This window comes from Nonomuraea jiangxiensis (assembly GCF_900099965.1).
GTDB lineage: Bacteria > Actinomycetota > Actinomycetes > Streptosporangiales > Streptosporangiaceae > Nonomuraea > Nonomuraea jiangxiensis.
Window position 1 is genome coordinate 116,782 of the sequence record NZ_FNDJ01000009.1, and the last position, 19,331, is coordinate 136,112.

A 19,331-nucleotide genomic window follows, 5' to 3' on the forward strand; every position below is an offset into this window, starting at 1 on the left:
GGGAAGGGGGGCGGGGTGCGCTCGGCTGAGGAGGCGGCGGTGGGCGGCGCGGAAAGAGGCGCGGTGGGCGGCGGGGCCGGTGGCGGGTCGCGCGGGCGGGCCGCCGTGCTGGTCGCCGGGCTGCTGGTGACGGCGGGCTTACTGGTGCTGGTGGCGATGGCGAGCGTGGCGCTGGGCGCGCGGTCCATGTCGTTCTCGACGGTGATCGACGCCTTCCTGGTCCCGAACGGCTCCAGCGACCACACCGTCATCCGCGAGCTGCGCGTGCCGCGTACGCTGCTGGGGCTCGGCGTGGGCGCGACGCTCGGGCTGGCGGGCGCGCTGATGCAGAGCCTGACCCGCAACCCGCTGGCCGACCCCGGGCTGCTGGGCGTCAACGAGGGCGCGGCGCTGGGCGTCACCCTCGCGCTCGGCCTGTTCGGGCTGTCCGATCCCGCGGTCTACGTCTGGTTCGCCTTCGGCGGCGCGGCGCTGGCCGCCATGGCCGTCCACACGCTCGCCTCCTCCGGCCGAGCCGGCTCCAGCCCGGTACGCCTCGCGCTGGCGGGCGTCGCACTCGGCATGGTGTTCACGGCGGTGTCCTCGGCCATCCTGCGCATGGACCCCCAGACCTTCGACCGCATGCGGTTCTGGCTGACCGGGTCGTTGGCCGGGCAGACGGCGGACACGCTGGCGCGGCTGGCGCCGTTCATGGCCGTGGGGCTGGTGCTCGGGCTGCTGCTGGCCAGGCCGCTCAACGCGCTGGCGCTGGGCGACGAGGCGGGCCAGGCGCTGGGCGTGGCGGTCAACCGGACGCGGATCCTCACCGGGGTGGCGGTCACCTTACTGTGCGGCGCGGCCACGGCCGCCGCCGGGCCGCTCTGGTTCGTCGGGCTGATCGTGCCGCACGCCGTGCGCGCGCTGGTGGGGCCCGACCAGCGGTGGGTGCTGCCGTACTCGACGCTGGCCGCGCCGGTGCTGCTGCTCGGGGCCGACGTCGTGGGCCGGCTGATCGCCCGGCCCGGGGAGGTGCAGGTGGGCATCATGTGGGCGGTGATCGGCGCGCCGGTCTTCATCATGCTGGCCCGGCGGAGGCGGGTGGCCGCGCTGTGACCGTTCGAGTCGGCCCCTGGTCCGTACGGCTGGCGCCGCGCGCCCTGATCGCCTGCCTGGGACTCGTCGCGGCCCTGTGCGTGGTGAGCGTCGCGGCGCTGTCGACCGGCGAGTTCACCGTGCCCGTGCCGGACATCGTACGGGCGGTGTTCGGCCAGGGCACGCCGGTCGCCGAGCTGATCGTGAGCCGGCTGCGGGCACCCCGGGTGGTGACCGGCCTGCTGGTCGGGGCGGCGTTCGGGGTCAGCGGCGCGATCTTCCAGAGCCTCACCAGGAACCCCCTCGGCAGCCCTGACTTCATCGGCTTCACCGCCGGGGCCTCCACCGGCGGCATCGTAGCGGTGGTGGCCGGGGGCACCGCCACACAGATCGCGGGCGGCGCGCTGGCGGGCTGCATGGTCACGGCCCTGCTGGTCTACGCGCTGGCCTTCCGCCGGGGCGTGCAGGGCTACCGGCTGGTCCTGGTCGGCATCGGCGTCAACGCGCTGCTGGTCGCCGTCAACTCCTACCTGCTGACCAGGGCGAACATCAACGACGCGGCCACCGCGGGCGCGTGGCTGACCGGCAGCCTGAGCGGGCGCGGGTGGGACCACGCGGTGCCGGTGGCGCTGGCGCTGGCCGTGCTGCTGCCGATGTGCGCGGCCGTGGCGCGGCCGATGCGGATGATCGAGATGGGCGACGACGCGGCCCGGTCCATGGGCATCCGGGTCGAGGCCGTACGGGCGGTGGCGATCACGGCGGGCGTGCTGCTGGCCGGGGTGGCCACGGCCGCCGCCGGTCCGGTCGTGTTCGTCGCGCTGGCCGCGCCGCAGCTGGCCCGGCGGCTCACCCGCTCCCCCGGGGTCACGCTGGGGGCCTCGGCGCTCATGGGGGCCGTCCTGCTGACCGCCGCCGACCTGGCCGCGCAGCGGCTGCTCGCGCCCACCCAACTGCCCGTCGGCGTGCTGACCGCCGCGATCGGCGGCACATATCTTGCCCTGCTGCTGCGAAAGGAGCGCCGCTGATGGCTTCCACCGGACTTTCGGCCCGACTCACGGGATCCGCGCGACTGTCGGGTTCCGATCTCACCCTCGCCTACGACCGGCGTGTCGTGGCCACCGGACTGAAGGTGGCCATCCCCGACGCCTCCTTCACCGTGATCATCGGGCCGAACGCCTGCGGCAAGTCCACCCTGCTGCGCGCGCTGGCCAGGATGCTCAGGCCCAGGACGGGCGCCGTGCACCTGGACGGGAGCGTCATCACGTCGCTGCCGTCGAAGGAGGTGGCGCGGCGGCTGGGGCTGCTGCCGCAGAGCTCGATCGTGCCCGACGCGATCACCGTGGCCGACCTGGTCGCCCGCGGCCGTTATCCGCACCAGCGGCTCATGCGGCAGTGGTCGAAGGCCGACGAGGCGGCGGTGGCCGAGGCGATGCGGGCGACCGACGTGACAGAGCTGGCCGACCGGATCGTGGACGAGCTGTCGGGCGGGCAGCGGCAGCGGGTGTGGCTGGCCATGGCGCTGGCGCAGGAGACGCCGATCCTGCTGCTGGACGAGCCCACCACGTTCCTGGACATCTCCCACCAGATCGAGGTGCTGGACCTCTGCGCCGACCTGCACGAGGCCGGGCGGACCATGGTGGCCGTGCTGCACGACCTGAACCAGGCGTGCCGCTACGCGACGCACCTGATCGTGATGCGGGCCGGCGAGATCGTCGCGGAGGGCGACCCGGCCGAGATCGTCACGCCCGACCTGGTGCGCTCGGTGTTCGACCTGCGGTGCGAGATCATCCCCGATCCGCAGTCGGGCACGCCGCTCATCGTCCCCATGCTGGCCGGCAGCCGCCGCCGTGTGCGCGCCTCCGCCTGACCGGCGCACCGATCAGAGCGTGCCGGTCAGGCGCGCCGGTCAGAGCGTTCTGGAGGCGCACTGAAGCTGAGTCAGAGCGTGCCGCAGCGGCGCAGCGCGAGCAGTGCCAGGGCCCGCGTGACCGTGCGCAGCTCGCTCAGCGCGACCTGCTCCCTCGGGGCGTGCGCGAACCGCACGTCACCCGGGCCGTAGTGCAACGTCGGGATCCCGCCCGCCGCGTAGAGGCGCAGGTCGCTCCCGTAAGGTGCGGCCGACTCCGCCGGGCGAGCGCCCGTGACGTCGGCGACCGCGGTGCTGACCTGGTCGAGCAGCTCGTGCCCTGCGGGCAGCCGGCCGCTGGCGAACTGGCCCCCCGGCCACGTCACCACGGGCGGGTGGGCCCGCAGCCACGGATGCGCCACCTCCGCGACCGCCGTCTCGAACGCGGCCCGCGCCTCGGCCGGGTCCTCGTCCAGCCGCACCCCGAGCCGCCCCTCCGCGACCAGCAGGTCGGGCACGCTGCTGGCCCAGTCACCGGCCCGGACGGTCCCGACCTCGATCGGATAGGGCATCGCGTTGCCGCCGAAGATCCCGGGCACGTCGCGGTTGCGCTCGGCCTCCAGGCGCCTGATCGCCTCGAACACCGGCCAGAACACCTCTACGGCGTTGACCCCTTCGTACCGGGTGGCGCCGTGGGCGGCCCGCCCGGCGATCTCCAGCCGGAACGTCAGCGCGCCCGCGTTGGCCGTGATGACCGTGCCGCTGGTGGGCTCGGTGATGACCGCGGCCTCGGCGGTGTGTCCCCTGGCCAGCGTGGCGAACGCGCCGAGCCCGCCGTCCTCCTCGCTGACCACGCAGTGCACGGCCAGCGGCCTGGCCAGCCTGACCCCGGCCCGGTGGATCGCCCTGACCACGGCCAGGTTGGCGACCAGCCCGGCCTTCATGTCGCACGCGCCCCTGCCGTGCAGCACGTCACCGGTGATCCGGGCGGCGAACGGGTCGCTGCCCTCCCACTTGGCCAGGTCGCCGGTCGGGACGACGTCCACGTGGCCCTGGAGCGCCAGCGCGGGCGGACCCTCGCCGCCGGTGACGGCCGCGACGCCGTATCCCTCGGTCCTCGGGGCCTCGGTGCCGGGGTGGCCGGGGCGGGCGGTCAGGGCGTCGAGGTCGAGCTTCCAGACGTCCACGTCCAGGCCCGCCTCGGCGAGCAGACGGGCGAAGCGGTGCTGCAGCTCGGACTCGGCGTCGGTGCCGGTGACGCTGGGGACCCTGACGGTCTCGGCCAGTAGGTCCACGGTCTCCGCCGCGTCGATGGCGTTGAGGACTCTGGCTTCGACGTCGCACATGGTCACACCTTCTCACGAACGCCGATCGTGTTACGCGGCGTTGCGCGGCTCGTAAACTTGTGCCTGTGGTAGAGCCCAAGTTCGAGATTCAGATGTTGCACGACCGGGTCATGATCAGGCTGGAGCAGGAGGCGGAGGAGCGGCGCAGCGGCTCCGGGATCGTCATCCCCGCGACGGTCAAGATGGCCAACCGCCTGGCCTGGGGCGAGGTCTGCGGCGTCGGCACAAACGTGCGCTCGGTCAAGGTGGGCGACAAGGTGCTGTTCAATCCGGAGGACCAGTTCGAGGTGGAGCTGCACGCGCAGGTCTATCTCGTGATGCGTGAGCGTGACCTGCACGCGGTGGCCACCCAGGAAACCGACCACGGCACCGGGCTCTACCTGTGAGGGCGCGGCGGTTCAGATGAACCGCTGGGCGATCCCGATCACGTCGATGCCGAGGGTGCGCAGGCCCACATAGACGATGACCGCCGCGACGATGGCGGTCACGATGAGCACGAGGATGCGCAGGATCCAGCCCTGCCGCTTGTACCACTGCGTCCAGGCGTGCAGCACGCCCTTGCCGAACTCCAGCAGCTTGTGCGCCCAGTGGAACTCGGTGGCCAGCACCGCCAGCCCGGCGAACACCACCAGCCACCCCGGCCCGGGGAAGGGCACCATGATCAGGCCGCCCACCACCATGACGGCGCCGATCACGCCGATCACGATCTTCAGCGTGAGCGCCCCCGCGCGGGTGGACCTGACACCGTCCAGCCACCCCTGGATCCCGGTACGGCGCCCGGGCATGTCTGAGCGGGCAGCGGCACCACCCTTGATCACGTCGGCGTCGCCGGTGTCGGAGTTCTGAACCTGCACAATGCCCCCCGGCAGTCGGTGTGCCCTAAGAATACGGCCCTACCCCGCATGCCCACTTGCAGACGGCTAGCAAATCACCAAACCACCCAAAGGGTAAAATTTGCTGCCGGAACAGGGCCGTTGCGGCAAACATCGGTTAACGTCTGCTATGCCCGAAGTCTTGCTTCGCACCGTCACCGGTCCCGTACGGGTGACCGCGGTCAACGGTGCCGTACTCCCCCATGAGCATCTGCGTACCGACATGCGCTGGGCGGTCGGCGTCGACTCCGACCCGCATCGCTGGCTCGACGAGGAACACACCGTCGCCGCCGAGCTCCGCGAACTGCGCCACTCCGACGATCTCGGGCTGGTCGTCGAGCTGACCTGTCTGGGCATGGGCCGCGACCCCGCCTCCCTGGCGCGCATCGCGGCGGGCAGCCGGGTGCCGGTGATCGCCTCGACCGGGCTGTTCGCCGAGCCGTTCACCGCTGTCGGGGAGGAGGACGTGGACACGCTCACCGCCCGGCTGATGGACGAGATCCTCAGCGGCGTGGACGGCACCGGGGTGTTCCCCGGCGTGATCGGCGAGGTTGGGTCCTGGGGCGCCGAGCCCACGCCGCGCGAGGAGCGCTGCCTGGCCGCCGCCGGGCGCGCCGCCCTCCAGTCGCGCCTGCCGGTCGCCACGCACGGCAGGAGCCCGCTGGCCCTGCTGGAGATCCTGCTCGGGCAGGACCTGCCGGGCTCCCGGGTGGCCGTGGGGTACACGGGGGCCGACCTCGGGGCCGCGCGCAAGATCGTCGAGGCGGGCGCGTACGTGAGCCTGAGCGTGCTCGGGCTCGGCCCGGACCAGGCGGCCAGGATCGCGCTGGGCCTGATCGAGGACGGCCACGCCGCGCGCCTGCTGATCAGCACAGGGCTGAGCCGGGTGGGGCAGGTGCAGAAGTACGGCGGGCCGGGGTACGCCCAGCTCTTCCACGCGGTGCTGCCACGCCTGCGCGAGTGCGGGGTCGAGGAGGACACCATCCGCCTGATCACCCATGACAACCCGCTGCGCTGGCTGGTCGGCGGGCTGGCCCAGCGGGCTTGACCTCCACTTATGTCAAGGTTGCAGACTGAACGGCATGATCTTCACTCAAGCGGAGCTCGACTACCTGGCCACACAGCACCTCGGGCGGCTGGCCACGGTCTCGCCTGACGGGCAGGCTCAGAACAACCCGACCGGCTTCTTCGTCGAGGCCGACACCGGCGCCATCGTCATCGGCGGGCACGCGCTGGGCGCGTCGAAGAAGTTCCGGAACATCCAGCGGGGCAGCACGGTCGCGTTCGTCGTGGACGACCTGGCCACGGTCGATCCGTGGGCGCCGCGGGGCATCGAGATCCGGGGCACGGCGGTGGCGCTGACGGACCACGAGCCGCCCATGCCGGGCTTCTCCCGGGAGATCATCAGAATCACCCCCACCAAGATCATCTCCTGGAACCTGGACGGGCCGCGGCTGAGCAGGACGGTGTGAAAGCTCGCTAGGATCGGGGCTACACGAGCCTGAGCGGGTGGGGGATGGCGACGGAGCACACGCGGCGGTGGAGCGGGCCTCTGCGCGGGCCGTTCGCCACGCTGAGGCGTCTGGGCCGGTTGGGCGACATCCCGGTCGTGATGATGCTGGCGTGGGCCGGCTGGCTGGCCGTGCCCTGGTCGTTCAGCGGCCTCGCCCAGGCCCGGGCGGCCGCCGCCAACGCCTCGCCGCCCCAGGTCCGGCTCCCGGATTCCGGCGTCCACCAGGATCCCCCCACGGATCACGGACGGCCCGCCGCCGGCGCGGCCGGGCCGGCCGCGCGATCGGGTTCTGTCCCGCCCGCCACGCACACGGGCGCGCTCGGGCCCGCCGCTCACCCGGATTCCGTTTCGTCCCCTGCCCATGCCGGTTCGGTCCAGCGTGGCGCTTCCGCGGAGTTCGTGCGCCAGGGGGCGTCCGCGCAGGCAGCGTGGGGCATGCCGGCCACGGCTCAGGCGGGGCAGCGGCTCAGGACGATGCTCCCGGCACGGGCCCTCCCCCCGACCGGCGACAGCGCCCCTGCCGCCTTCGCCGACAGCACCCCCAGCACCTTCGCGGGCAGCACCCGCGACAGCGCCCCCGCCGCCTTCGCCGACAGCGCCGCCGCTGCGTTCGCGGACAGTGCCCCCGCTGCCTTCGCGGGCAGTGCCCCCGCTGCCTTCGCGGGCAGTGCCCCGGTGGACGGGGCCGGGGCGTGGCCGGACGTGATGGTGTCGGAGCGGGCCAGGATCGCCGGTGAGGTGCATGACGCGGCCGGGCACGGGCTGGCGGCCATCGCCATGCAGGCCGGGCTGGCGCTCGTCACCCTCGACGACGACCCCGAGCAGGCCCGGGCCTCGCTGCAGGCGATCAGGGACACGAGCACCCTGGCGCTGGCCCAGTTGCGGGCGGCGCTGGACGGGATCGATCCGCCCGGTGGAGACCTGGCCGGGCTCATCGGCGGCGTGCGGGCGGCGGGCCTGCCGGTCGACGTCGAGCCCGCGGACCTCACCGTGCCCACCCCGCTCCGGGACACGGTCTACCGGGTGGTGCGCGAGTCCCTCACCAACGTGCTGCGGCACGCGGGCCCGACCCGGGCGCTCGTGCGGGTGAGCGGTGATGCGCGCGAGCTCGTGCTGGAGGTGGCCGACCGGGGCACTGGTTGGACGGGTTCGGCCGAGGGCCGCGGGCTCGCCGGGATGCGCGCCAGGGTGACCGAGACGGGCGGCCGGTTCACCGCCGGGCCACGCGAGGGCGGCGGTTTCCAGGTGGTGGCCAGGTTCCCGCAGGTCTCAGCGTGACGCCTCCCGACGAGACCATGCCCCGGCCCAACCGCGCGCAACCTCCAGCGGCCCCCGACGGCGCGCGGCCTGCCATGGCGGGGGTGATCAGGGTGGCGGTGGCCGACGATCAGGCGGTGGTGCGCATGGGGCTGCGGGCCATGCTGGAGCGGGAGCCCGACATGGAGTGGGTGGGCGAGGCGGCCGACGGGGCGGCGGCGCTCGCCCTGCTCCGCCGTGCCCGTCCCGACGTGCTGCTGCTGGACATCCGCATGCCGGGCACGGACGGCGTGGCCACGCTGCGGGCCGCCGCCGGGGATCCGGAGCTGCGTGGCACCAAGATCGTGGTCGTCACGACCTTCGCCGTGGACGAATACGTCTTCGCCGCCCTCCAGGCCGGGGCCAGCGGCTTCGTGCTCAAGGACAGCGCCCCCGACGAGCTCGTCAACGCCGTACGCGTGGTCGCCGCAGGAGAGGCGCTGCTGTCCCCGTCGATCACCAGGAAGGTCATCGGCCTGTTCGCCCGGCACGGCACCGAACCGGTCGAGGGCCTGGACACGCTCACTCCCCGGGAACGGGAGATGGTGGCGTGGGTGGCCACCGGCAGGTCCAACGAGGAGATCGCCAAGGAGCTGGTGATCAGCCCCGACACCGTACGCACCCACGTCAGCCGCGCCATGGTGAAACTGCACGCCAGGGACCGGGCCCAGCTCGTGGTGTTCGCCATGCGAGCCGGCCTCGCCGTCCCCGGCTGACCGGCCCACCGGCTCACCGGCTCACCGCAGGAAGCCCTCGTAGTTGCGCTGCTGGAGTTGCGCCTCGATCTGCTTCACCGTGTCCAGACCCACCCCCACCATGATCAGCACGCTGGTCCCGCCGAACGGGAAGTTCTGCTGGGTGCCGGGATCCCGCAGAATCGCGAACGCCACCAACGGCAGCAACGCCAGCACCGCCAGGTAGACCGCCCCGGAAGCGGTCAGCCGGGACAGCACGAACGCCAGGTAGCCCGCCGTGGGCCGCCCCGGCCGGATCCCCGGTACGAATCCGCCATAGCGCCGCATGTTGTCCGCCACCTCGTCGGGATTGACGGTGATCGACACGTAGAAGTAGGCGAACCCGGCGATGAGCAGGACGTACACGGTCATGTAGAGCGGATGAGTGCCCGCGGTCAGGTTGCGCAGGATCCACGTCTCGGCCTCGCCGCCCAGCAGCGGCGCCGCCAGCGTGGGCAGGTACAGCAGCGAGGAGGTGAAGATGACCGGCACGATTCCCGCCTGGTTCACCTTCAGCGGGATGTACGTGCTGCTCCCCCCGTACATGCGCCGCCCCACCATGCGCTTGGCGTACTGCACCGGGATGCGCCGCTGGGCCTGCTCCACGAACACCACGGCCGCCACCAGGAAGACCCCCGACACCGTCATCACCACGAACCCGGCCGGGCTCAGCACGAAGATCTTGGACATGAAGCCCGGGAAGACGGCCACGACCTGCGTGAACATCAGCAACGACATACCGTTCCCGATCCCCCGGTCCGTGATCAGCTCGCCCAGCCACATGACCACGCACGCCCCCGCGACCATGGTCAGCACCAGCACGACCACCGACAGGAGGCTCTCGTCCCGCAGCAGCGGCCGCGGGCACCCGGGCAGCAACTGCCCTGCGCGGGCCAGCGTCACGACCGTCCCGGCGTTCAGCACGGCGAGGCCCACGGTCAGGTAGCGCGTGTACTGCGTGATCTTCACCTGCCCGCGCTGCCCCTCCTGCCTGAGCGCGGCCAGGCGGGGCACCACCACGGCGAGGAGCTGCATGATGATGCTGGCCGTGATGTAGGGCATGACGCCCAGCGCGAACACCGACAGCTGCAGCATCGCACCCCCGCTGAACAGCTGCATCATGTCGAACACGCCGCCCTTGGCCGACCCCGCGCACTCCCGCACGGCCACCACGTCCACCCCGGGCGCGGGCATGACCTGCCCCAGGCGGAACAGCACGATGAGGCCCAGCGTGAACAGCAGTTTCCCGCGCAGGTCCGGCACCCGGAACGCTTTGGTCAAGATGGTCAGCATGGGCAGGAGTCTGGCCGCCGGGCGCCGTCCGGTCGTCCGCTGGGACGAGGCACCGGCCTACGCGAATCCGCGTAGATAGGTTGATCGCATGAGCACTGTCTGGGTGATCAGCGGCCCGCCGGGTGCGGGCAAGTCCACGGTGGCCGCCGCGCTGCTCGCCCGCCTGTCCCCCGTCCCCGCCCTGCTCGACAAGGACACCGTGTACGGCGGCTTCGTGGCGGAGATCCTGCGGGCCGCGGGCCGGCCGGACGGCGAGCGCGAGGGCCCCTGGTACGACCGGCACGTCAAACGGCATGAATACGCGGGTCTGACCAGGACCGCCAGGCACATCCGGGAGCAGGGCTGCCCGGTGATGCTGGACGGGCCGTTCACCAGCCAGGTTCACGCGGCGGATCTGTGGGCCGGGTGGGTGGCGGAGCTGGGCGGGGAGCCGGTGCGGCTGCTGTGGGTCCGCTCCGACGGGCCGACGCTGCGCGAGCGGCTCGTGGCCAGGGGGCTCGGGCGGGACGCGGGGAAGCTGGCGGCGTTCGAGGACTATCTGCGCGCCATCCGGGTGGACGAGCCGCCGACCGTACCGCATCTGGAGATCGACAACCGGCCTGGCGCGCCGCCCGTCGGCGAGCAGCTCACGGCGGCCGGCATCCCGCCGCGGCCTTAGGTCAGGACGCCGTACGGTAGTCGTCGTCGCGGGCGTCGAGGATCGCCATGTGGCCCGGCAGGTGGCCGATCGCGAACTCGACGCCGCTGGCCATGACCACCGCCTGCGGCGTCACCCCGCACGCCCAGAACAGCGGGATCTCCCCCGCGCGCACCTCCACCGGGTCGCCGAAGTCGGGACTGGCCAGGTCGGCGATCCCGAGCTCCGCTGGGTCGCCGACGTGCACCGGCGCGCCGTGCACCATCGGGTAACGGCCGGTCACCTCGACCGCCGTCTCCACGAGCTCCTCGGGCACCGGCCGCATCGACACGACCAGCGGGCCGGACAGGCTGGGGGTGGGCCGGCAGGGGACGTTCGTGAGATACATCGGCACGTTCGTGCCCAGCTCCAGATGCCGTACGGGCACCCCGGCGGCCTGCAGCGCGCGTTCGAAGGTGAAGCTGCAGCCGACCAGGAACGGCACCAGGTCCTCGCGCCACTCCGCCACCACGTCGTCGAGGTCGGCGACCGCCTCGCCGGCCCGGTAGAGCCGGTATCCGGGCAGGTCCGTACGCAGGTCGCCGGAGAACAGCGCCGTCGACCAGGCCCCCGGCTCCCCCACGTCGAGCACCGGGCACGCCTGGGGATTGTGGTGGGCGAACAGCAGCAGCTCATAGCGCAGCCACCTGGGCACGGCGATGAGGTTGGCCTGCGTCCAGCCCCGGCACCAGCCCGCGGTGGGCACGCGCAAACCTGCGCGGAAGCGCTCTCGCGCCTGCGCGGGGCTCAGCTCGGCGACGTCCACTCTTCGACACTATGGCGGCCACCATCGCGTGGTCCACCACAGGCGGCGGCATGCCCGCGTGGCCGGGCTTGACATCGCAGGGATCGTCAACCTACGTTGACCCTCATGAGGTCAATCAAAGTTGACGCGAGGGGCGAGGGGATAGTTGTGGACGCATTGACCGTGGCCGTTTCCGCGAACCTGCCGGTGATCCTCTGGGGAGCACCGGGGACCGGGAAGACGTCGGCCGTCCTGGCCCTCGGGGCGCGGCTCGGGCTCCCGGTGGAGGTGGTGGTCGGCTCGATCAGGGAGCCGAGCGACTTCGCCGGGCTGCCGGTGGTGCGCGAGGGCGGCACCTGGTTCGCGCCGCCGCGCTGGGCGGAGCGGCTGGCCGCGGCCGGTTCGGGCATCCTGTTCCTGGACGAGCTGACCACCGCGCCGCCCGCCGTACAGGCCGCGATGCTGCGGGTGGTGCTCGAACGGGCCGTGGGCGATCTGGTGCTGCCGCCGTCGGTACGGATCGTGGCCGCGGCGAACCCGCCCGCGCAGGCCGCCGACGGCTGGGAATTGTCGGCGCCGCTGGCCAACCGGCTGATCCACCTGGACTGGACGATCAGCGCCGCCTCGGTCGCCGAGGGGTTCACCAGCGGCTTCCCCGGCCCGGATCCGGCCTGGGCGCCGCCGCCCGGGGACGCAGCGGTGGCCCGGGCGCGGGCGCTGGTGGGTGCTTTCCTGCGGGTACGGCCCGAGCTGGTGCTGTCCGTACCCGACGGGCCCGCCCGCGCCTGGCCCAGCCCGCGTACCTGGGAACTCGCCGCCACCGCCGTGGCCTGCACCTCCGTCCCGAGGTCCGCCCGGAAAGCCCCCGGGACCAGCGGCGACCCCGCCACCTCCGGAACGGTCGGGGACGGCGGGGGAGGTTTCGAGGTGAGGGACGCCGACGTGGAGCGGGTGCGGGCCGAGTTGGTGGTGGGGGCGGTCGGGGAGGCGGCCGGGTTCGAGCTGCTGTCCTGGCTGCGCGACCTGGACCTGCCGGACCCCGAGACCCTGCTCACCGACCCCGCCGCGCCACTGCCCGACCGGATCGACCGGGTGCACGCCGTACTCGGGTCGGTGGTCGCGCACGTGACGGCCGACGGCGGCGCCGACTCCTGGCAGCGGGCCTGGACGCTGATCGGCCGAGTGGCCAAGTGTGCCCCTGACGTGGCGGCCAGCGCGGCCCGCTTACTCGCCACCCGCCGGCCGAAAGGCGCGACCCTGCCCGCCACGGTGCTGGAACTCGCCCCCATCCTCCGCTCCGCCGGACTCATGCCATGAACCGCCCCTATGACCCCGACCACCCGGAGGAGCACATGAACCGGCCCGAAGACCCTGAAAGCACATGAACAGGCCTGTAGACCCTGAGTCCCCGGAACAGCGGTTCGCGGCGGCCCGGACCTGGGCTGCCGGGCGGGCCCCGTACCTGGCCTCGGCGCTGTTCGCACTCACGCCACTCATCCACGACACCGCCCCGCCACGCCTGCCCGCCGACGAGCACTGGAACGTCCACCTCAACCCGGCGACCCTCCGCGACACCCCTGTCCCCGAGCTGGGTTGGTGGCTGCTCCACCAGGTCGGCCACCTCCTCAGGGACCACCACGCCCGCGCCGAGCGGTACCGGCGCCCGACGCCGGACCCGCACCCGGCGGGAGAGGCGGAAGCACCCGGTCACGCGGAGGCCGGGAAGCGGGCGCGCTGGGACCGCGCCGCCGACGCCGAGGTCAACGACGACCTGGAGGGCGGACCCGCCGACGCGATCACCCCCGACGCGCTGGGCCTCCCTGACGGCCTGCTGGCCGAGCGGTACGCCGAGCTGCTCGACCTCATCGACGACGTCCCATCGCACCTCCTGACCTGCGGGCGGCCACCGTTCACCGGTCCGGGCACGATGACCGCGCTGGAACGCGACCTGCTGGCCCGCGCCGTCGCCGCCGGCATCGAGGCGCGGGGCGACGTACCCGGCGGCTGGCGGCGCTGGGCCGAGGCGCGGCTGCGTCCGGAGGTGGACTGGCGGACCCGGCTGGCGGCCGTGGTGAAGAGGGGTTCGGCCGAGGCGGCGGGCCGGGTGGATTACAGCTATCGCCGCCCGTCCAGGCGGGCCGCCGCCGTGCCGGCGATCATTCTGCCCGCCCTGGTACGCCCGCTCCCCCGGATCGCCGTCGTGATCGACACGTCGGGAAGCGTCGGGCGTACCGAGCTGGCGCAGGCGCTCGGCGAGCTGGACGGCGTGCTGCACGCGGCCGGGCACCGGCGGATCGACGTGATCTGCTGCGACAGCGAGGCGTATCCGGTGCAGCGGGTCCGGGCCGCGGCCGAGGTCGAGCTGGTGGGTGGCGGGGGCACGGATCTGCGGCCGGGGTTCGTGGCTGCCGGCGGGGCGGACGTGGTGATCGTACTGACCGACGGCGACACGCCGTGGCCGGAGCGGCGGCCCCGGGCGTACGTCGTGGTCTGCCTGTTCGGGGAGGGTGGCACGGCCCCGTCCTGGGCGCACCCTGTCCGGGTGCCGCGGCCGGCCGGGGTCGGGAGTGCCACGTGACTTCCTGGGACGCGCACGGTTTCACCCAGGGCGAGGTCAGGCGGTGGCGCGCGGCCGGGTTCGAGCCCGGGGAGGCGGCGGCCTGGCTGGCGGCAGGCGTGACGGAACCCGCCGACGCCCGCCTGTGGCGCACCGCCGCCGCCACGCCCGAGACGGTCATCACCTGGCAGCGGGCGGGGATGACGCCCCGGGACGCGGTCCGCTGGCACGAGCTGGGCGTCGCCCCGCACGACGCGGCCCGCAGACACCTCGGCGGCGAGCGGCCGCACCGGGTCTCGTGGCTGGCGCGGCTGCTGGCGGCGCCGGAGCCCGCCGAGCCCGATCCCGCGCGTACCGAGGTGTTGCGCCGGTTGTCGCGGGCGGGCGTGCCGGCGGACGTGGCCCGGGCCTACGCGGAGGCAGGGTGGGACGCGGCCGAGGCCGAGCCCTGGGCACGCAGGCGGGTGGATCAAGGAGACGCGCGGGTGTTCAGGGCACTGGGGTTCACGGCCGGTGAGGCGGTGCGCACCGGCCTGCCCGCCGTCGAGGCGATGGCCGCCTGGTGGGGCGCGGTGCCGATGGCGGAGGTGGCGGCGTGGTGCGCGGCGGGGTTCGGGCCCGAGGAGGCCGCGGCGCAGCGGGCCGCGGGCGTCACGGCCGATCAGGCGGGCGTGCTCCGGGCGCTGTCGCCACCCGACGGATAAGTCAGTATTCGACCTCGAACGTGTGCGGCCCCAGTCCGTACGAGTCGCCGCCCCTGGGCACCACGTACCCCTCTTCGACCAGGTAGGTCACGCTCTGGCGTACCTCGTCCTCCGTCAGGCCGGTCGCCCGGACCAGCCCCGGGAACCCCGCCCCGCCGGACTCGACCACCTGCGACGCCACGGCCTCGTACACGTGGATGTCGACGTCCGACAGCTCCTGCACATCGTGGCCTTCCGTCATGATCGCTGTCTCGCTCCCTCCCGCAACCGGCACGGGTCCACCTCTCGCTCGGGATGGCGGCGGAGGTACTCGGCCTCCAGCTCGTCGGTGCGGGAGGTGTGATTCGCCAGCGCGTCATCCGATCCGTGGAAGAACGTGTCGCTCCGGGTCGCGTGCAGTTGGCGCAGCTCGCGTACCACGTCCTCGTCGCTGAGCTGGGCCGGATCTATCCCCATTGTCGTCATGGGTTCCCCCTACCCCAGACTCCTCCGACAATATCTGTCACAAGTCCTGACATAGAGGCATTGTCTGTAAGAGATCGTCGCTTTACCTTCCCGTTATGGACCTCGAGCTACGGCACCTCAGAATCGTCCGCGCGGTCGCGGACGCGGGAAGCGTCAGCAAAGCGGCTTCCCTTCTAGGGCTGGCACAACCGGCCCTGACCGCCCAGCTCAAGCGCATCGAGAGGGTGCTCGGCGGCGCCCTGTTCGAACGCGATCGCCACGGCGCCAGGCCCACCCGGCTTGGCGAGCTGGTACTCGCCCGGGCCCGGGTACTCCTCCCCGCGGCCAAGGAACTGCAGGACGAGGCCGTACGATTCGCCCACGCCCCCTCCCCCGGATTCCGCATAGGCGCGACGAACGGGCCCATACTCGGCGGCCTGGTCGACCGGCTGGCCGCGGAACGCACGGTCAGTACGTACACGTCCTGGTCCACCCATGAACTGAACAGCATGGTGGAGCTCGGGCGCCTCGACTACGTACTGACCGGCGCGTGCGGCGACTCCGGCACCCCCACCGGCACGCTGCTCTGGGAGACGATCAGTGTCGATCCGGTCTTCTGCCTGGTGAACGACGATCATCCGGCGGCCAGGGAGAAGGAGGTGGAGCTGTCCGACCTGGCGGGAGAGCAGTGGGCCGTGACGCCGGGCGACGGCTGCTTCGCGGACTGTTTCGCGATGGCGTGCGCGCGTGCCGGGTTCACGCCTGGGACGATCTACGAGACCGACGTACCGACGTGCACGCACCTCGCCCAGGTCGGCCGCGCCGTGGTGCTCTGCCAGGCCACCCACCAGCCCGCCCAGGGCCTGACCATGGTCCCCCTGGCCGGCGCGCCGCTGCGCTGGCGGCAACTCCTCGGCCGCCACCCCACCGCCCCCGAAGCCGCCTGGGTAGTGGCACAGGCAAAACAGGCCCACATGGACGCAGTACGCCGAAGCCCGATCTACTACGACTGGCTCGTACGAAACCCCGGATATGGCACCGCCCCCTAACCCGCCGCCAACGGCAAAGGAGCCCCCCTCCGCTCCTTTGCCTCCCCCTCCCTAACCCCACCCCAGGCCCCACCCCGAACCCGCACACCCCACCCCAGACCCCAGACCTCCAGACCCCCAAAACCCAGCGGCCGAAAACACCCCACTCCGGCCCTGATCACCACCGCGACCGACACCCCACCCGCAACGGCCACCCTCACCGTCGCACCGTCGCCGCGCCCCGCCCTCCGCCGCGGTCACCACCCCGCACCACGACCTCGGCACCAGCAAACCCCAGGCCCACAACGCCTACCATCCAAGGCCCGGGCACCCACCACGGTCCCGGGCCCGCCTTACCAAATTCCCGCCCCCGACCCGACCAGATCATGATCACACATGGCCCGACGACCCTGCCGGTCATGGAATAATCAGCGAGACCCATCTCCTGCCCGGCCAGGCACCACGACAGGATCTGATGCTCTAGCCTTAGCATGCAGGAGCTCAACATGATCCTCCCGAAGTGCCCCGGCACGCCACACACAACTGAATCCAGGGGCGGTAGCTCAGCCGGTTAGAGCATCGGACTCATAATCCGTGGGTCGTGGGTTCAAGTCCCACCCGCCCTACTCACCAATACCGCGTCCGACCTGGGGTTTCTCGGTTATCGCCAGCCTCGGATCTCGTTGTTGATCATGGTTGCTCGGTGGTTGCCCTTGTGTACGGACCGTGTATCGCGGTAGATCATTTAGACCGCCACCGTCAGCTCAGACCCCAAAGATCACCATACGAAGATCAAGCCGGAAGGTCCGCCCAGCATCGTTGGCCAACGGGACCTCATGCCCGGTCAAGCCTCGTCCAAGTCGGCTCACCTCTCCGACCAGGCCTTTTGTGACCAGCAGATAAAAGATCCGCTGCTCCTCCCCCCCGATCCTCTCGGCCCTGTTCACAGTGCAGGCCGGGGATCGATCGGCTGCACCGTCTGCGCATCACCGTTGAGAGCAAACAGGCAGGCTCGCCGAAGAATCGGCGGGCCTGCCTGTGTTCGGTGGCTCAGGTGGTGGCTCAGGTGTGGGTCGGCAGGGTGATCAGCCGGGCCTGTCCGGTGCCAAAACTCTCCTGTAGCGCTTGCCTGCGGTTTCGCGCGTCATCAAGCGGCTCTACGGTACTCACGGATCAGACCGCAGACGGCGCTTTGTCGCTCTATTCGAGCCGTGAGATCGACCACCTCCGTCGGATCGTGCATAGGTTGACGTAGTGACAGCGCCTGATGCGGCCGGTGCTGGTTGTAGTGGTGCTCGTACTCGGTCAGGGTCTGGCGCAGGTGCCGCTCGCCGTAGGCCAGGAGGTGGTTGAGGCATTCGCGCCGGAGCGTGCCGACGAACCGCTCGGCGAAGGCGTTCGCCCGTGGCGAGCGTGGCGGAGTCTTGAGTACGTGTACGTTCGCGCCGGCGAGCACCTCGTCAAATTCTCTGCCGAACTTGCCGTCCCTGTCCCGGATCAGGAACGTGAACCTGTCGGCTCGCTCGCCCAGTTCCATCAGCAGGTTGCGCGCCTGCTGTGCCCTCCAGGCGCCGCTTGGATGAGCTGTGACACCGAGGATATGCACGCGCCGCGTTTCGATCGCCATGACGAACAGCACGTACAGACGTTTGAGGAACGCCGTATCGACGTGGAGAAAGTGCAGGCCAGGATGCCGGAGGCTTGAGAGAGGAGGAATTGGCGCCAGGTCAGCGAAGCCCGGCGTGGCGCAGTTCCACCCCCGCCGCCTTCAGGACCCGGCGGACCGTCCCCTCCGCCACCCGGTATCCAAGGCCGAGGAGCTCGCCTCGGATGCGCCGGTGCCCCCACCGCGGATTCTCCCGCGCCAACCAGATGATCAGATCGCGGATCTCTTCGGATATTGGGGGCCGGCCCTGCTTGGCGGGGTAGGTCCACGTCTTCTTGACCAGCCTGCGGTGCCAGGCAAGCAGCGTGCAGGGCGTCACGATGCGATGCAGCCGAAGTCGAGCAGGTAACAGCCTGACCAGCGCGGCCAGCAACGCCCGATCAGCCCAGTCCGGCCTGGGCTGGGCGACCTGGCGACGCAGCACTGCGACCTCATGCCGCAACACCAAGATCTCCTCTTTGGAAGCGCTGCCCCGAGCGAGCAGCACCAGCCAACCGAGAACGACGCTGTCCATGCCTATCCGCAGCACGCTTCGGCCGGGAAAGGCCTCCCCAGTTCCCGCAGCCACCTTCTGAACGTTCCGCGCCCTCTTACGCCGTAGGGTTCCTCGCGGCTGCCCTCCAGGATCTTCACCGCTTCCATGGCCTTCGCCGTGAACCGCCCGGCTCGGCTCTCTCTTGGTGTCTAACGACGCGGCAGGCTTCGCTTCCGCTACGGACCGCTCAGTTGCTCCCCAAAATGGGCTTTCGACGCTGGGCTTCGACCTGGCCCGTTTCTAGACCAAGCCGCCAGCCTGCTACCGGGCTCCCCGGCGATTACCCGGACCGGACTCACACCGGCAGGCGACGACGAGCTTGTGATCAGGTCATGGCCGCTGAACGACCACCTCCTCGATCTCTGGGCGCACCGCCTGCCGTACTAGATTGGCCGATATTCTCAGCCCGGTCCGCCTGACCGCCTCCCTGACGCATGCACTTGAGGCATTAAGCCAGTATCAGGACTTGATACACATTAGCCCTTGGGACGAGATCCAGTCCCGATCGAGGAATCGCCCAGTGATTCTTCCAATGATGATCAGAAACTGGTCCAGCAGTTCTGTCTCCGGCATCGTTTCGTCGTATGATAGATCCGCCCAATGGACGTCATACTCGGTCTCATCAAAGATGCTTCTATACGCGCCATCGTGGGTGTAGATCGGCTCGTCAAGCTCCCCATTTGCGTAGGAGATTTCAAATACTCGCCGGCCACGGCGGCTGAGCTCCTCCGCGGACGACGCTTGCCCGCCGCGGAGAAGAAGGACATGAGACCAGCCGGGTGCATGCGGCGTGATCCAAACCCGCTGCCCAGAGCCCGCAGGGTCGTGTGACCTCATGGCGGTTTGAAAATCGCAGGCCTCTATCGTCTCCGTCGGGAAGCGCAAACGCCGGGCCACCTCGAGCCCATCCTCAATGCTGACCCATTGGGAGACGAACCACCCGTCGAGCCCGTGCGCCGCTAAAAGGCGCTGTTGATTTTCGTCAGGAAAAAGGTACACGGCTAT

General features: G+C 71.4%; 22 protein-coding genes and 1 tRNA gene. 14 read left to right on the top strand and 9 right to left on the bottom strand.

Annotation, left to right across the window (positions count from 1 at the left end):
- Window positions 1-15 precede the first annotated feature (15 nt).
- Genes BLS95_RS20705 through BLS95_RS20715 form a run of 3 tightly spaced genes read left to right on the top strand, consistent with a single transcriptional unit; the run spans window position 16 to window position 2,938 of the window.
- Entirely contained in the window at window positions 16-1,092 is a 1,077-nt protein-coding gene (locus BLS95_RS20705; protein ID WP_245765185.1) for a FecCD family ABC transporter permease, read from the top strand.
- Complete coding sequence (locus BLS95_RS20710; protein WP_090933664.1) at window positions 1,089-2,096, top strand: FecCD family ABC transporter permease; 1,008 nt, start codon at window positions 1,089-1,091, stop codon at window positions 2,094-2,096. The genes BLS95_RS20705 and BLS95_RS20710 overlap by 4 nt, the downstream gene beginning before the upstream one ends.
- Complete coding sequence (locus BLS95_RS20715; protein WP_090933666.1) at window positions 2,096-2,938, top strand: ABC transporter ATP-binding protein; 843 nt, start codon at window positions 2,096-2,098, stop codon at window positions 2,936-2,938. Before BLS95_RS20710 ends, BLS95_RS20715 begins: the two co-directional genes overlap by 1 nt.
- A 71-nt stretch (window positions 2,939-3,009) precedes the next feature.
- Here BLS95_RS20715 and BLS95_RS20720 read toward each other — a convergent pair whose 3' ends face one another.
- Complete coding sequence (locus BLS95_RS20720; RefSeq protein ID WP_090934069.1) at window positions 3,010-4,263, bottom strand: ArgE/DapE family deacylase; 1,254 nt, start codon at window positions 4,261-4,263, stop codon at window positions 3,010-3,012.
- A 65-nt stretch (window positions 4,264-4,328) separates the two neighbouring features.
- Here BLS95_RS20720 and BLS95_RS20725 point away from each other — a divergent pair, with 65 nt between their 5' ends.
- Window positions 4,329-4,649 carry a GroES family chaperonin gene (locus BLS95_RS20725; protein WP_090933668.1) on the top strand — a complete coding sequence of 107 codons (321 nt, stop codon included), beginning with the start codon at window positions 4,329-4,331 and terminating at the stop codon, window positions 4,647-4,649.
- A gap of 12 nt (window positions 4,650-4,661) precedes the next feature.
- Here BLS95_RS20725 and BLS95_RS20730 read toward each other — a convergent pair whose 3' ends face one another.
- Window positions 4,662-5,117: a TIGR02611 family protein gene (locus BLS95_RS20730; protein ID WP_090933670.1), complete on the bottom strand. Its 456-nt coding sequence runs from the start codon at window positions 5,115-5,117 to the stop codon at window positions 4,662-4,664.
- A 160-nt stretch (window positions 5,118-5,277) separates the two neighbouring features.
- On the opposite strand from BLS95_RS20730, the gene BLS95_RS20735 reads away from it, so the two are divergent.
- The 4 genes from BLS95_RS20735 (at window position 5,278) to BLS95_RS20750 (ending at window position 8,660) form a co-directional block, all read left to right on the top strand.
- Window positions 5,278-6,183, top strand: a complete 906-nt coding sequence (locus BLS95_RS20735; RefSeq protein WP_342742738.1) for a phosphotriesterase family protein — start codon at window positions 5,278-5,280, stop codon at window positions 6,181-6,183.
- A gap of 34 nt (window positions 6,184-6,217) precedes the next feature.
- A complete protein-coding gene (locus tag BLS95_RS20740) occupies window positions 6,218-6,607 on the top strand; it encodes a PPOX class F420-dependent oxidoreductase (RefSeq protein WP_176993294.1) in 390 nt (129 codons plus the stop codon).
- Window positions 6,608-6,651: 44 nt separating this feature from the next.
- Complete coding sequence (locus BLS95_RS20745) at window positions 6,652-7,926, top strand: sensor histidine kinase (RefSeq protein WP_090933674.1); 1,275 nt, start codon at window positions 6,652-6,654, stop codon at window positions 7,924-7,926.
- Window positions 7,927-8,000: 74 nt separating this feature from the next.
- Window positions 8,001-8,660 carry a response regulator transcription factor gene (locus BLS95_RS20750; RefSeq protein ID WP_218135911.1) on the top strand — a complete coding sequence of 220 codons (660 nt, stop codon included), beginning with the start codon at window positions 8,001-8,003 and terminating at the stop codon, window positions 8,658-8,660.
- A gap of 21 nt (window positions 8,661-8,681) precedes the next feature.
- On the opposite strand, the gene secY is transcribed toward BLS95_RS20750, so the two are convergent.
- Window positions 8,682-9,971 (bottom strand): preprotein translocase subunit SecY, encoded by a 1,290-nt coding sequence (secY, locus tag BLS95_RS20755; RefSeq protein ID WP_090933677.1) that lies wholly within the window; start codon window positions 9,969-9,971, stop codon window positions 8,682-8,684.
- An 88-nt stretch (window positions 9,972-10,059) separates the two neighbouring features.
- Here secY and BLS95_RS20760 point away from each other — a divergent pair, with 88 nt between their 5' ends.
- Window positions 10,060-10,629, top strand: a complete 570-nt coding sequence (locus BLS95_RS20760; protein WP_090933679.1) for a P-loop nucleotide/nucleoside kinase family protein — start codon at window positions 10,060-10,062, stop codon at window positions 10,627-10,629.
- A gap of 1 nt (window position 10,630) precedes the next feature.
- On the opposite strand, the gene BLS95_RS20765 is transcribed toward BLS95_RS20760, so the two are convergent.
- Window positions 10,631-11,413 (bottom strand): putative hydro-lyase, encoded by a 783-nt coding sequence (locus BLS95_RS20765; RefSeq protein ID WP_218135881.1) that lies wholly within the window; start codon window positions 11,411-11,413, stop codon window positions 10,631-10,633.
- A gap of 147 nt (window positions 11,414-11,560) precedes the next feature.
- Here BLS95_RS20765 and BLS95_RS59050 point away from each other — a divergent pair, with 147 nt between their 5' ends.
- From BLS95_RS59050 to BLS95_RS20780, 3 genes are all read left to right on the top strand, one after another.
- The gene (locus BLS95_RS59050) at window positions 11,561-12,709 is read left to right on the top strand and encodes an AAA family ATPase (RefSeq protein ID WP_281250017.1); all 1,149 of its coding nucleotides are present in this window, start codon (window positions 11,561-11,563) and stop codon (window positions 12,707-12,709) included.
- Between the two features lie 64 nt (window positions 12,710-12,773).
- A complete protein-coding gene (locus BLS95_RS20775) occupies window positions 12,774-13,970 on the top strand; it encodes a vWA domain-containing protein (RefSeq protein WP_090933683.1) in 1,197 nt (398 codons plus the stop codon).
- On the top strand, window positions 13,967-14,653 hold the full coding sequence (locus BLS95_RS20780; protein WP_090933685.1) for a hypothetical protein: 687 nt from the start codon (window positions 13,967-13,969) through the stop codon (window positions 14,651-14,653). The genes BLS95_RS20775 and BLS95_RS20780 overlap by 4 nt, the downstream gene beginning before the upstream one ends.
- 1 nt (window position 14,654) lies before the next feature.
- Here the strand turns inward: BLS95_RS20780 and BLS95_RS20785 are convergent, their stop codons facing one another.
- Both BLS95_RS20785 and BLS95_RS20790 read right to left on the bottom strand, forming a co-directional pair.
- The gene (locus BLS95_RS20785) at window positions 14,655-14,894 is read right to left on the bottom strand and encodes a hypothetical protein (protein WP_090933687.1); all 240 of its coding nucleotides are present in this window, start codon (window positions 14,892-14,894) and stop codon (window positions 14,655-14,657) included.
- Complete coding sequence (locus BLS95_RS20790) at window positions 14,891-15,118, bottom strand: DUF6158 family protein (protein ID WP_090933689.1); 228 nt, start codon at window positions 15,116-15,118, stop codon at window positions 14,891-14,893. Before BLS95_RS20790 ends, BLS95_RS20785 begins: the two co-directional genes overlap by 4 nt.
- 95 nt (window positions 15,119-15,213) lie before the next feature.
- Here BLS95_RS20790 and BLS95_RS20795 point away from each other — a divergent pair, with 95 nt between their 5' ends.
- Window positions 15,214-16,146: a LysR family transcriptional regulator gene (locus BLS95_RS20795; RefSeq protein WP_090933692.1), complete on the top strand. Its 933-nt coding sequence runs from the start codon at window positions 15,214-15,216 to the stop codon at window positions 16,144-16,146.
- Between the two features lie 531 nt (window positions 16,147-16,677).
- A tRNA-Ile gene (locus tag BLS95_RS20800) sits at window positions 16,678-16,751 on the top strand.
- A gap of 521 nt (window positions 16,752-17,272) precedes the next feature.
- On the opposite strand, the gene BLS95_RS56900 is transcribed toward BLS95_RS20800, so the two are convergent.
- The 3 genes from BLS95_RS56900 to BLS95_RS20810 form a co-directional block, all read right to left on the bottom strand.
- Window positions 17,273-17,764, bottom strand: a complete 492-nt coding sequence (locus BLS95_RS56900; RefSeq protein ID WP_218135882.1) for an integrase core domain-containing protein — start codon at window positions 17,762-17,764, stop codon at window positions 17,273-17,275.
- A gap of 88 nt (window positions 17,765-17,852) precedes the next feature.
- Window positions 17,853-18,305 carry a helix-turn-helix domain-containing protein gene (locus tag BLS95_RS56905; RefSeq protein WP_218135883.1) on the bottom strand — a complete coding sequence of 151 codons (453 nt, stop codon included), beginning with the start codon at window positions 18,303-18,305 and terminating at the stop codon, window positions 17,853-17,855.
- 480 nt (window positions 18,306-18,785) lie between these two features.
- Complete coding sequence (locus tag BLS95_RS20810) at window positions 18,786-19,325, bottom strand: hypothetical protein (RefSeq protein ID WP_090933694.1); 540 nt, start codon at window positions 19,323-19,325, stop codon at window positions 18,786-18,788.
- Window positions 19,326-19,331: the final 6 nt, after the last annotated feature.